The organism is Algoriphagus sp. CAU 1675 (genome assembly GCF_029222925.1).
Classification (GTDB): domain Bacteria; phylum Bacteroidota; class Bacteroidia; order Cytophagales; family Cyclobacteriaceae; genus Algoriphagus.
On record NZ_JARHUI010000001.1, the window covers coordinates 210,602 to 224,682 of the forward strand.

The window sequence follows — 14,081 nt, forward strand, 5'->3', positions numbered from 1 at the left end:
ATGTCAGAAAGACTTAACAAATGCCCGCTCTGTAAAAGTGGGCTTTTTCTTAATCATTCAGAAATAAAGGATTTTGCAGTTAGCGGAGAGACCTTCGTTATCTGCAAGTGTCAGTCCTGTGATTTACTTTTTACAAATCCGAGACCAAAACAATCAGAAATTAACCCATATTATGATTTTCAGGAATATTACTCTCATAAGGATGAATCAAAAAGTTTCACTGGATATATCTATAACCAAGTAAGAAAACTAAACATCAAACAAAAACTCAAGCTCATCAACAAACTCCATAACAAAGGTAAATTGTTGGATTATGGATGTGGAACTGCAGAGTTTTTACAAGCAGCAAAGGAGGATGGCTGGAAAGTAAAAGGACTAGAACCAAACGATAAAGCAAGAGCACTTTCCAATATAAAACTGCCAAATAAAATCGTAGGTGAACTGGAAGAATTAAAAAATTCTCAAAAATTCGATGTCATCACCCTATTTCATGTTTTAGAACATATTCATAAACTGAGAAAAACCCTAAAAAAACTCATAACCATCTTAAATACAGATGGTTATATAATAATTGCAGTACCAAATCCAGAAAGTCCAGATGCTAAACTATACGGACAAAACTGGGCTGGTTGGGATGTCCCACGACATTTATATCATTTCAATGAGAAATCCATACAGACACTCTGTAAGGAATTCGATCTGGAAATCAAGGAGAAAAAACCGATGAAGTTTGACAGTTATTATGTTTCCTTACTTTCCGAGAAATATAAAAATCCAAACCAAGGATTGATCAAAAACTATTTAAAAGCTTTTATCAATGGAATGAAGTCCAACCTAAAAGCAAAGAAAGAAATTAACTACTCCAGTAATCTTTTTATTCTTCAGAAGAAGTGAAACAGATATTAAAAACATATTTCCAAATACTTGCAATAATCATTTTACTGAGTGCTTGTGCAAAACAAAGTACACCAACAGGAGGGCCTAGAGATGAAGATCCTCCAATTGTTTTGGAAATGCTTCCAAAAGACCAAAGCCTGAATACAAAACCGGAAAAAATAGTTTTGACTTTTGATGAATTTATCAAGCTGGATAATCCCAATAAAAACATCATCATCACCCCTAGAATCAACAAAGACGAAATAGAAATTCTTGCTTTAAAGAATACAGTTACAATAGAACTAAACCAGGAATTAGAAGAAAACACGACTTATGTATTTAACTTTCAGAAATCCATTCAGGACCTCTCGGAAGCAAATCCTGCAGAAAACCTAAAATTGGTTTTCTCAACAGGTAATACTATTGATAGCATTCAGTTTTCTGGAAAAGTCAATTTTTACTTTCCAGCAGCAAAAGAGGAATACAAAGACATCTTGATAGGATTATATCCAGTTGGAGACACCACAGATCTTTTCACATCCCAGCCATATTATTTAAGCCAAGTAGATACTTCGGGAAATTTCACTATACAGAATATCAAAAACGGAACCTATAGAGCCTATGCCTGGAAAGACAACAACAATAGCTTAAAGGCTGAATTCAAATCCGAAGCCTATGATTTTTTTACAGATACGCTCGATCTAAACCAAAATGTAGAAGGAGGTATTTTTAACTTATCAGTTGCAGATTTAACACCCATACGTTTATTGAGATCAGCTAGTTCAGGTAAAAATTATGATATCATACTCAATAAAGATCCTATTGAAATCAACTTGGAAAATGAAGAGATAGGTAAAAGCCTTTTTTATACTTACCAGGACAAAAGAATCAAAATTTATCCAACAGAAGCAAAGACGGATAGCCTTCCTCTAAAAATTGTTCTGCAAGATTCAATCGGATCAAAAATCGACACATTGCTTTGGGCAAAATTTCCAGATAGTGATCGAAGACCTGAAACCTTGACACTTACCGCCAATTCAGGAAAGAGCTTCATTGATACCCTTAAAGCTGAATTAAGCTTCAACAAACCCATTCTTAAAATCAATACGGACTCACTATACATCAAAATTGATTCAGCGAACAGTATCCGAATAACAAAAGAAATGATGAGGTATAGGGATTCGCTGAGAAGAGACAAATTACTTCTAAACATACCAGTTGAAGATTCTATAGCAATGGAAATTTTTACCATTACAGCAGCTGACTCAACCTTCATGGATATAGAAGATCAATACAATGAAAAAGCATTGACTGCCAATTACAGAAGATTAAAAAAAGAAACATTAGCGGATTTATTGGCGGGAATCATCCAAGAAGCTCAGGCTCCATTTATTATCCAATTACTAGACCAGAAGGCAGAGATAAGAGCCGAAAAATACGTCAATGAAAACAGGTTCAAATTTGAGCGTTTAGAAGCTGGAACTTATCGAATCAGAATCATAGAAGACAGCAATTCAAATCTTAGATGGGATCCATCCAATTTCACAGAAAACAGACTGGCAGAAAGAGTTTTTTATTACGTAAATCCAGAAAGCACCAGCAAAGATATTGTGATCAGAGGTGGTTGGTCATTGGAAGATCTATTGATTATACCAACAAAAAAGACTGGAATACATCAAAAATGAGGTAGTGGATAACCTAGCAATTCACGGTGGATAAGAGTTAAAATCCATGGTATAAAACCGAGCTTTTCCACTGAGACCATTGCCTCCAATACCAATCTCAAAATTAATGGGTAAAAGTCCATCTTTATACACAGTTCTTTATCAGGATTTCCACATTGAATTTACAAACAAAAAAGACTCAAGAATTAATCCACAAAAAGAATAGATTTTTAATAAAAACCTGTTATTCAATTAATTGCAATTTGATAAGCTGGGGATAAGTAGTAGATAAATACTGTAAAGATTTGAAAAAATTGTGGCTAAATCAGTTTACCCATTTTATCAACAAATCCACAGCCTTAATAACCTTAATAGATTTTTTTTAAAAATTAAACTAATAAGATTATAAGCATGTGGATGATGTGAATAAGTGAAATTCTTTGAGCTCTTTTTTCCTTATATTGGGTTAACAACCGAACAAACCCAAAATGAAGCTGACCCGCCTTTTCGACCTGATTCCTTATCAGATTTATCAATTTGATAAAGAAATCGCACTCGCGAGAAAAGAAAATCAAGAGTGGAAAACCTATTCCTCAAGAGATGTAAAAGAAATTATTGATAACCTGAGTTTGGGTCTATTAGAATCAGGGATTTCTAGGGATGATAAAGTGGCCATTATTTCTGAAAATCGTCCCGAATGGAATTTTATTGATTTGGCACTACAGCAAATAGGTGCGATTTCTGTTCCAATGTACCCAACCATTACCAGCGAGGACTATGCCTATATTTTTGAACATGCTGAGGTAAAAATGATTTTTGTGGGTGATTCTGTCATTTACGAAAAAGCCGCTGATGTAGCTGGGGATAGAAAAATCTATGCTTTTGATGAATTGCCTGGAGTAGAACATTGGACAGAGCTAATAGAAAAAGGAATAGGTGGAGATTTGAAGTCCTTGGATGATGCCAAAAAGCAGATCCAACCAGAGGATTTGTTTACCATTATCTACACCTCCGGTACCACTGGAAGACCAAAGGGAGTTATGCTTAGTCACCACAATGTACTCTCCAATTTGCTGTCTGTTTCCTACATCATGAGCCCTCCTCATGGAACATCCAAAGTTTTAAGCTTCCTTCCTCTTTGCCATATTTTTGAGCGAACGGCTTCCTTTGCCTTCATGTATCTAGGATATTCTATTTACTATGCTGAGAGTTTGGAGAAAATCGGAGAAAATATCAAGGAAGTCCAGCCCCATTTATTTAATACTGTCCCCAGATTACTCGAGAAGGTATATGATAAAATTGTGGCAAAAGGATATGAACTTCGAGGAGTCAAGAAACAACTCTTTTTCTGGGCTTTAAAACTCGGATTGAAATATGATCCAGGACAACCTATGGGTCGTTGGTATGATTTTCAACTGAATCTTGCCAATAAATTGATTTTCTCGAAATGGAGAGAAGCCCTGGGTGGTAATATCATGCAAATCAATTCTGGAGCCTCTGCACTTCAACCAAGATTGGCGAGAGTGTTCTGGGCGGCTGGCATAAGAGTTTGTGAAGGATATGGTTTGACAGAAACATCCCCAGTGGTTACAGCCTCTTTGAGTACAAAGGAAGAAATTAGGATTGGTTGGGTCGGAAAGATTGTAAAAGATGTACAAGTAAGGATTGCAGATGATGGGGAGATTTTGGTCAAGGGACCCAATGTGATGCAAGGTTATTACAAACAGCCGGACCTAACGGCTGAGGTACTTAAAAATGGATGGTTCCATACAGGAGATATTGGTGAGTTGGATGGGGATTTTCTTCGAATTACTGATAGGAAAAAGGAGATGTTTAAAACCTCAGGAGGAAAGTATATTGCACCTCAAGTGATGGAAAACAAGTTCAAAGAATCTCCTTTAATTGAACAACTGATTGTGGTGGGTGAAGGGAAAAATTATCCGGCAGCATTAATCGTCCCAAGTTTTGAAGGGCTGAGAGAATATTGTAAGCGGAAGGATATCCCTTATACCAGCGACGGGGAAATGATTCAAAACCATGAGGTATTAGAAAAATACGGGAAAGAAATCCAAAAGCTTAATAAGTATTTTGGCAAATGGGAACAGATCAAACGCTTCAAGCTCCTTCCTCAAATTTGGGGAATTGAAAGTGGAGAGCTAACTCCTACCATGAAACTCAAGAGGAAATTTATCCATCAAAAGTACGCTCAAGAGATTGAGGATATTTATAAGCTATAAATTCAAATTTTGATATGAATCAAATACGGGCTCTTTTCCAAAAAAGCCCGTTTTTTATTCTTCCAAAACATTCTTTCGGAATTAAGACGTTTTTTATATTTTTTTCTGTTTTACACCGAAAATTATTATTTTTTAGAATTATATTTTAAAAATTAGAATTTCAATTCTAATAAATTTGTGATGCATGCATAACTTTTTATAAAATTTAGTATGCATGCATACATTTATTTACTTAAATTAGGTCACGCTTTTTCCTAGCAAAGCGAGGCTTATGAAGAGAGAAGAGACGGTAGATTACCATATTAAAAGTGCTTGGCATGCAATTTCCCGGATGTATAACCAACAAGCTGCTGAGGAAGGATTCACCACGGCTATAGGTTTTGTGCTGATCAATATTAATTCCAAGGAAGGGACTCCTGCTACCAAAATCGCACCTCTGATAGGTTTGGAAACACGTAGCCTCACCCGCATGCTAAAAACGATGGAGGAAAAAGGCTTGATCTATAAAAAGCCCGATTCAGTAGACAAGCGTTCTGTGAGAATCTTTTTGACAGAGGAGGGAAAGAGAAAAAAAGACATTTCGGTTCAAACCATCATGGATTTCAATAACAAGGTCCGGGAGGTAGTGGATGAGGAATCATTAACCACTTTCTTTTCTGTTTTTGAAAAGATCCACCTAGTGATAGACCAAATCAACGAATCAGAAATCAACAAGCCCATATTTGAATTATAAACCTGAAAAATCCGCTTCGCGGATAACTACCAAAAACCCAAAAAAATGAACAAAACCATTAAAAAAGTAGCCGTATTAGGTTCTGGTGTAATGGGATCCAGGATTGCCTGTCACTTTGCGAATATCGGCGTTCAGGTACTTTTACTGGATATTGTCCCTTTCGAACTCACAGATCAGGAGCAAAAGAAAGGATTGACCAAAGAACATCCAGCGGTACGCAACAGAATCGTGGAGTATGCTTTACAAAGTACTCTCAAGGCTAATCCATCACCAATCTATGATAAGGCCTTCGCATCCCGGATCACTACGGGAAATTTTGATGATGATCTTTCCAAAATCAAGGATGTTGATTGGATCATTGAAGTGGTGGTAGAAAGACTGGAAATTAAGCAGCAGCTTTTTGAAAAAGTAGAGAAGTTCCGAAAACCTGGAACTTTGATTACATCCAACACTTCAGGAATTCCCATGCATATGATGTGTGAAGGAAGAAGTGAGGATTTTCAGGAAAACTTCGCTGGAACACACTTTTTCAACCCGCCTCGTTATTTGAGACTTCTGGAGATCATCCCTGGTCCTAAGACCAAACCAGAGTTGGTGGATTTCCTGATGGACTATGGAGATAGATTCCTTGGAAAAGAAACTGTTCACTGTAAAGATACTCCTGCATTTATTGCCAATAGGATTGGGGTGTATGCGATTATTTCAGCCATGCATACCATTGAGAAAATGGGCTTTGGAGTATCCGAAGTAGATAAACTTACAGGGCCGGTAATTGGTCGCGCCAAATCAGCCACGTTCCGTACCATGGATGTCGTAGGATTGGATACTACTGTCAATGTGGCTAACAACCTTTACAAAGCGCTCCCTCAAGATGAATCAAGGGAGAAATTCAAGCTTCCAAAAATTGTGGAAGTGCTTTATAACAATAAGTGGTTTGGTGACAAAACAGGTCAGGGCTATTTCAAAATGATCCGTCATAAGGATGGCAGAAAAGAACTGAAAGAACTCGATTTCACCACATTTGAATATAAGGATGTCGAAAAGCCAAAGTTCAAAGCCTTGGAGGCTTCCAAAGAGATTGAGGACCTCAAAAAGAGGATCAAGTTTCTAGTAAACTTTGAAGACAGAGCAGGAGAATTCTATAGAGCTTCTTTTTATGATTTGTTTAAATATTGCTCCAATAGGATTCCTGAGATTTCAGACGAGCTGTATAGAATAGACCAAGCGGTATGTGCCGGCTTTGGTTGGGAATTGGGCCCTTTTGAAACCTGGGATATACTGGGAGTGAGAGAAACTCTGGAAAAAATGGAAGCGGCTGGAGAAAAAGCTGCAGACTGGATTCATGAAATGCTTGCTGCCGGACACGAGACTTTTTATAAGGTTGAAGAAGGCAAGAAACTTTATTATGACATCTCATCTAAATCCTATCAGGAAATTCCTGGTATAGGGGATTTCATCATTCTGGACACTTTGAAATCTGCCGGAAAAAAAATCTGGGGGAATTCCGGAGCTACTGTGTATGACATGGGAGATGAGGTCATTGGTTTGGAATTCCATACCAAGATGAATTCCATGGGTGCAGAGGTTATTGAGGGTATCAACACAGCAATTGGAATTGCCGAAAAGTCCTACAAAGGTCTAGTGATCGGAAATGAAGGAGGAAATTTCTCCGCCGGAGCCAACCTGGCCATGCTTTTCATGTTTGCGGGAGATCAGGACTTTGATGAGATCAATCTTATGATTGCCCAGTTCCAAAATACCATGATGCGAGCTCGCTACTCTTCAATCCCAGTAGTAGTGGCTCCTCACAACATGGCTTTGGGAGGAGGCTGTGAACTTTCTCTTCATTCGGATCATATTCAGGCCCATGCAGAATTATACATGGGATTGGTAGAAGTCGGAGTAGGATTGATCCCTGCAGGAGGCGGTACCAAGGAAATGACCCTTCGTTTTTCGGACAGGGGAATTGACGGGGATGTGGAATTAAATCAACTACAGGAGTATTTCATGAACATTGCTACTGCCAAGGTTTCGACCTCTGCAGCTGAGGCAAAAGCTTTGGGTTACTTGAGAAAAAGCGATGGAATAACTCTGAACAGAAAACGTCAGTTAGCAGAAGCTAAGTCAAAGGTTATTTCCCTCTTTGATGCCGGATATACCCAACCTATTCAGAGAAATGATATCAAGGTATTAGGTAAATCTTCCCTCGCTTTGTTTGAAGCTGGAATTACTGGAATGCGATATGGGGCCTACATTTCAGAGCATGATGCCAAAATTGCCAGAAAACTAGCCTGGGTAATGTCAGGAGGAGATTTTTCCTCACCGACAGAGGTCTCTGAACAATATTTACTGGATCTTGAGCGTGAAGCTTTTTTGAGTTTGACCGGTGAACAAAAGACCCTGGAACGAATCCACAGCATTTTGTTCAAAGGAAAACCCTTGAGAAACTAATTTCAGAATCAATAAATAGACATAAATGGAAGCTTATATAATTAATGGATATAGATCGGCAGTAGGCAAAGCCAAAAAAGGTGGATTTCGATTTTACCGGCCCGATGATTTGGCCGCTGATGTCATTAAACATTTGATTGCAAATACCCCTGGTTTGGAGCCAAAATTGGTGGATGACCTAATTGTTGGAAATGCGGTGCCAGAAGCTGAACAAGGAATGCAGATGGGCAGAATGATTTCCTTATTGGCTTTGGGAATTGACAACCCCGGTTTTGTGATGAACCGATATTGTGGATCCGGACTGGAAGCAATTGCACTGGCTGTTGGCAAAATCAAAGCCGGGATGGCTGATTGTATTATAGCCGGTGGTACAGAATCTATGTCTTTGGTTCCTATGATGGGATACAAGACTGCATTGAATTGGAAAATTGCATCCCAAACGCCATCCTATTACCTCAGTATGGGATTGACTGCGGAGGAATTGGCCAATGATTACCAAATCACCCGGGAAGAAGCAGATGCTTTTTCCGTTAGGTCCCATGAAAGAGCACTTGCCGCAATCGCCGAAGGGAAATTCAAGGACGAAATCGTTCCAGTTGAGGTAGAGGAAACCTATCTGGATGAAAGCGGAAAGAAAAAAACCAGAAAGTTCGTGGTGGATACAGACGAAGGTCCAAGACCTGGAACTTCAATGGAGGGATTGGCTGCCTTGAAACCAGCTTTTAAAAACGGGGGACAAGTAACGGCTGGAAATTCCTCCCAAACATCGGATGGTGCATCCTTCGTGGTCGTAATGTCAGAAAGGTTGATGAAATCGCTCAATCTAGAACCCATCGCGCGCATGATGTCTTATTCAGTAGCCGGCGTGGATCCCAGAATTATGGGAATAGGCCCTAAAGAAGCAGTACCAAAGGCACTTAAGCAGGCGGGGCTTACCCTAAAAGATATTGAGTTAATCGAATTGAACGAGGCTTTTGCGGCTCAAGCATTGGCAGTAATTAAATCATTGGATTTCAATGAAGACATTGTCAATGTCAATGGTGGGGCCGTGGCTTTGGGTCACCCGCTGGGTTGTACAGGGGCCAAGCTTTCCGTACAGCTTTTCAATGAACTGAGAAGAAGAAATCAAAAGTATGGAATGGTGACAGCATGCGTAGGGGGAGGTCAGGGTGTAGCTGGCATTTATGAGTTATTGAAATAGGGAAGATTCCCAAAACAAATTGGAAAACGATAAACCTTAAACTATGGAAACATCTTCAAAATCCATCAAGGGAGGAGAATACCTCATCCGGGAAACAGATGCTCAGGACATCTTTATTCCCGAGCAATTTACTGAAGAGCAAAAAATGATGGCTCAGGCCTGCCAGGATTTCATCGATACGGAGATTACACCCAAAATCGAAGAAATTGACAGTATGAAAAACCCGGATCTTGTTCCTTCAATTTTCAAAAAGGCCGGCGAATTGGGATTGTTGGGAATTTCAGTTCCTGAGGAATATGGAGGAATGGGTATGAGCTTTAACACTTCCATGTTGATTGCTGATGTAATTGGTGCAGCAGGTTCCTTTTCAACTACCTATGGAGCACATACCGGAATCGGAACTCTTCCAATTTTGTATTATGGAACCGAAGAGCAAAAACAAAAATACCTTCCAAGATTGGCTACCGGCGAACTTGCAGCCTGTTACTGTTTGACTGAGCCGGATGCGGGTTCGGATGCCAATGGAGGAAAGACCAAGGCCACTCCAACAGAAGATGGTAAACACTACCTGATCAATGGACAGAAAATGTGGATTTCCAATGCAGGTTTTGCTGACCTTTTCATTGTTTTTGCCAAAATCGAGGATGATAAAAACCTTTCCGCATTTATTGTGGAAAAAGGATTTGGCGGAATTACCATGAATGAGGAGGAGAAAAAAATGGGCATTAAAGGCTCCTCTACCCGTCAGGTATTTTTCAATGATTGTAAGGTACCGGTAGAAAACCTGCTTTCAGAGCGACAAAATGGATTTAAAATCGCTGTGAATATTCTGAACATCGGTCGTGTGAAATTAGGTGCCGGAGTCTTGGGAGGTGTCAGAACTGTGACTACCCAAGCCATCAAGTATTCTACAGAAAGAAAACAGTTTGGAGTCAGCATTAATACCTTTGGGGCTATCAAGGCCAAATTGGCCGAAATGGCTACCCGGACTTTCGTTTCGGAATCCCTATGTTACAGAGCAGGTCAGGATATCGAGGATAAAATGAACTCTTTGGCAGCAGAAGGGATGCCTGATGCAGAAGCAAAACTAAAGGCTTTGGAACAGTTTGCTATCGAGGCTGCCATTGCAAAAGTTCATGGATCGGAAGTACTCGATTATGTAGTAGACCAAGGGGTTCAAGTGTACGGAGGCATGGGATATTCCGCTGAAGCACCGATGGAAAGAGCCTACAGAGACGCCAGAATTTCCAGAATCTATGAGGGGACCAACGAAATCAACCGCATGCTGATGGTGGGAATGCTCTTGAAAAGAGCAATGAAAGGGGAGATTAACCTATTCGAACCTGCCATGGCTGTTGCAAGTGAACTTACAGCAGTTCCATCCTTTGAATCCATAGATACTTCCGCACTTTTTGCAGCAGAGAAAGAAGTGATCAAAAAGCTGAAGAAAGTATTCCTTATGGTTGGCGGAAAAGCTGCGATGGCATTGCAAGACAGGATCGAAGATGAACAGGAAGTCATGATGAATCTTGCCGATGTGATGATCGAAATCTATGCAGCCGAGTCAGCTCTTCTTAGAACCGAAAAGCTGGTTTCAATAAAAGGAGAAGATGCCTGCAAAAACCAGATTGCAATGGTTCAGATTTACCTTTCTGAAGCTGTGGATAAAATCAACATGGCCGCAAAAGAAGCTATTGCCTCTTTTGCAAAAGGAGATGAGCAAAAAGTAATGCTGATGGGCTTGAAGAGATTTACAAAAGCAGATCCTGTCAATACCAAAGAACTGAGAAGACAAATTGCCGATTACATGATCGAGCAGGGAAAGTACCCTTTTTAAAATAATTAACCCAGATAGATTGAGTACCTCAACCTCCGGCTAAATTTTGAGCCGGAGGTTTTTTGTTTTAATTGCTTACAGTTGTAGAATCCGGTTTGGTTTTAGTGCTGTCTGGCTTGGTGGTTTTCTTTTTGATGAAACCTTTGAGCAGGTTTTTAGCTTCTTCAACCACTTTGTCCGTAGCCTCTCCTGTCTTTTTCTCGAGTTCTTTTTTCACACTGTCCTGAACAATTTCAGCTTTGTTTCGGATTTCCTGTTTAATACTGTCTTCCCTCGCTTTGAATTCAGCAGTTGCCTGCTCCTTGATTGCCTCCTTCTCACCTTGAACCCGTGCTTTTAAGGCGTTGGTAAGAAGGGATTCCATACTGTTGCCACCAGCTAAACTAATTTTCGGTTGGGTGTAGGATCCAGTTAAGTTCAAAGAAACCGGGATCAAAGTAGAAGCAGTTGCTTCTGTTCCACTGATGCTTGCTAAAATGGAGTTGGCCTGTGCCCCAAATTTTCCTGCTGGAACCTGCATATTCAAGAGATAATTGATACTTCCATCAAATCCTGCTGACCCCTGAATGGTGGTCTGGTAATCCCAAAGTTTTACCGTAAAGGGTTTAACCTCCATCATCCCATGTTCTATTTTGATCGGGATGGCTACGTTTTTTAATTGAAGGGAATGCAATTCATTTATCTTGGTTACTAAATTTATTTGCTCCACAATCTTGCTGCTTTTTAAAGCAGCCTCGGCCACCTTCAGTATACCGGAAACATCCAGAGAGGAAATAATAGGCATCATATCCTGTCCTAAGATTCCCGAAAAATCAATGTTGGTATTGATTTTCCCGGTGAGGTCTTTGGCAATTGGGGCAAATACCTTTACACTTTCAATTGCCTGAAAAGCCGCTGGAATGCTGATTTCGGATACATCCAAATTGAAATCAAATTTAGGACTACTGATTTCCCTTGGGTCATAGGCTCCATTCAGGGCGATCCTTCCATCCAGCGTCTTCATCCCAGCATCTTCAAATCGCAAGACTCCATCCTTCAGGGAGAGAGAGCCTTTCACTTCTTTGAGGTTGAGTTTGTCATAGAGTACTTCATCAGCATTGACGGCCATTTTGAAATCAATGTTTTCCGGAAGCTGTATGACAGAAGGTTCAGTCGAAGTGCTTTCTTCCGTTTCGCTGATCCATTCGTTTGCGTCAAATTTTTTGCTGAAGAGGCTCAATTCACCTTTCAGGACACCATTTTCAGAAAGAAGATAATCCATGTATTGCGAAAGGTATCCCGTGGCCTGGATTGGGCTGTTCCCGATTTTGGAATCGAATTTTTTAAGGTTTATCCGCTGTGGGTTAAAATCGGCCTCTGCCGCCTGAATTTGGACTCCCTGAGGAAGGTCTTCGGATTGATAAATAAGGTTTGCTATCTCCAGATCCCCGCTGGTTTTGATTTGGTTGTACTGTTTTTTTTCTATGGCCGAATAGGATCCTGAGCTTGAAATATCAGCAGTGATTCTTCCTTCAAGTTGAGTTCCTTCAATTGGGAAAATGGCCATTATTTTAGCCAAGTCTACGGTTCCCTCAATAGCTCCATCCCAATTCATGGATTTGAAATCATTCAATTTCAGATTTCCGTGGATACTCTCCCCTTCCAGCATAAAACCAAAGCTGCTTAAGTCCACTGAAAAATCATCCATTTTTCCACTTTTGTTTTGGATGCTTGCCAAGACATGCATTGCTTCCAGTGGAGCCGGGTAATCTTTACTTTTTGCATATCCGTTTTGGAGATTGACCTTTGCGTTGATAGTGGGAATGATTTCTGCAATGGAATCGTACCTACCATTGGCTTTAATGTCCATATCCATTGTTCCTTTTAGGTCCATTCCTTCTATTGGAAAAATGGAAGTAAGTTCTTCCAGGTCCAGTTTTCCCAGAAGTTCTCCGGCCATTTCATAGCTTCGGAGATTTTTTAAAAGGAAATTGCCCGAAACAGGATTTGAGCCAAAAACCAAGTTGAACACCGGAATGGAAACACTTGTATTTTCCAGTTGATCGGAGTCGTTTTTCAAGCCAAGGTCTAGATTGATCTTACTGACAGGTCTAGGAAGGTCCGGATATTTGAAATATCCGTCTTTTACCCTTAAGGATATGTCAAAGGCAGGAAAGGTCTCTTCCGTGTATAGCCCTTTTAGAAATCCCTGAAAGTCCATGCTTCCCGATGTCTCCAAATCTGAAAAACTCTCGGAGTAAATACCTGGGACAAGAGAAAGAAGACTTTTGAAATCGGTGTTTTGCCCATTAAAGGCTAGGTCGTAATCAACCCCATGTTCGGGTAATGCGATATAGCCAGACATGTTGAACAGGAAGTCATTTAATCCGAAGCTTCCATCTTTCAGAGAAAACTTCATTTTATCCATGTCCACATTGAGCAGGGTTTCGCCGACAAAGCTTTTGTCACTTAAGTAAGAAACCCCTTCATAAACTAAATCTACAATCTGGGCCTGTGCTTTCAGAGGCAAATCATAAACATCAGCTGTAAAATCCCCACTTCCGGATCCCTGAATATCTTTTAAGGCCATGAAAAATTGGAGAGCCCTGTCGTCATAAATCAAGTTAATTCCGGATACATCAATTTCTTCTATTCCAAGGCGAAAACCGGATTCTTCAGAGGACTGTTCTTCCGATGGTATGGTAATGTCATAATTGGCTTTCCCGTCCTCTAGGACTTTGACATATACAGTTCCTCCGTCAAGATGCAAGCCGGTTAGGGTTGGATATTCATCAAAAATCACCGACCATAAATCGAAATCAATTCCAAGTTCGTCCAAGTGAACCAAAGTATCAGTAGCAAATTCCCTCTTGCCAACAATTCCAAAATCTCCAATTCCTGCCGAAATGGAAGGAAAGTTTTTGAAGACACTTAAAGAGATATTATCTGAATCAAAATAGATAGTAGCATCAAGGTTTTTATTCAGTTCCTTATTGACTCTTGCAATGATCTTATCCTTAAAAAGGAGAGGTACGGCCAATGCTCCGGCTATCAGAAAAATGAAAATGCCAGCTACAATTAAAATGCTTTTTTTCATGGCAAT

General features: G+C 39.9%; 8 protein-coding genes. 7 read left to right on the forward strand and 1 reads right to left on the reverse strand.

Annotated features, from left to right (window positions below):
- From P2G54_RS00990 to P2G54_RS01020, 7 genes are all read left to right on the forward strand, one after another.
- Entirely contained in the window at positions 1–894 is an 894-nt protein-coding gene (locus tag P2G54_RS00990; protein WP_275867311.1) for a class I SAM-dependent methyltransferase, read from the forward strand.
- Positions 891–2,561: an Ig-like domain-containing domain gene (locus P2G54_RS00995; RefSeq protein WP_275867313.1), complete on the forward strand. Its 1,671-nt coding sequence runs from the start codon at positions 891–893 to the stop codon at positions 2,559–2,561. The genes P2G54_RS00990 and P2G54_RS00995 overlap by 4 nt, the downstream gene beginning before the upstream one ends.
- A 467-nt stretch (positions 2,562–3,028) precedes the next feature.
- Positions 3,029–4,777 (forward strand): long-chain fatty acid--CoA ligase, encoded by a 1,749-nt coding sequence (locus tag P2G54_RS01000; protein ID WP_275867315.1) that lies wholly within the window; start codon positions 3,029–3,031, stop codon positions 4,775–4,777.
- Between the two features lie 271 nt (positions 4,778–5,048).
- Positions 5,049–5,510 (forward strand): MarR family transcriptional regulator, encoded by a 462-nt coding sequence (locus P2G54_RS01005; protein ID WP_275867318.1) that lies wholly within the window; start codon positions 5,049–5,051, stop codon positions 5,508–5,510.
- 45 nt (positions 5,511–5,555) lie between these two features.
- Positions 5,556–7,961, forward strand: coding sequence for a 3-hydroxyacyl-CoA dehydrogenase/enoyl-CoA hydratase family protein (locus P2G54_RS01010; protein ID WP_275867320.1), 2,406 nt, complete (start codon positions 5,556–5,558; stop codon positions 7,959–7,961).
- 25 nt (positions 7,962–7,986) lie between these two features.
- Positions 7,987–9,162: an acetyl-CoA C-acyltransferase gene (locus P2G54_RS01015; RefSeq protein ID WP_275867322.1), complete on the forward strand. Its 1,176-nt coding sequence runs from the start codon at positions 7,987–7,989 to the stop codon at positions 9,160–9,162.
- 43 nt (positions 9,163–9,205) lie between these two features.
- Entirely contained in the window at positions 9,206–10,999 is a 1,794-nt protein-coding gene (locus P2G54_RS01020) for an acyl-CoA dehydrogenase family protein (RefSeq protein ID WP_275867325.1), read from the forward strand.
- Positions 11,000–11,066: 67 nt separating this feature from the next.
- Here P2G54_RS01020 and P2G54_RS01025 read toward each other — a convergent pair whose 3' ends face one another.
- Positions 11,067–14,075, reverse strand: a complete 3,009-nt coding sequence (locus tag P2G54_RS01025; protein WP_275867326.1) for an AsmA family protein — start codon at positions 14,073–14,075, stop codon at positions 11,067–11,069.
- Positions 14,076–14,081: the final 6 nt, after the last annotated feature.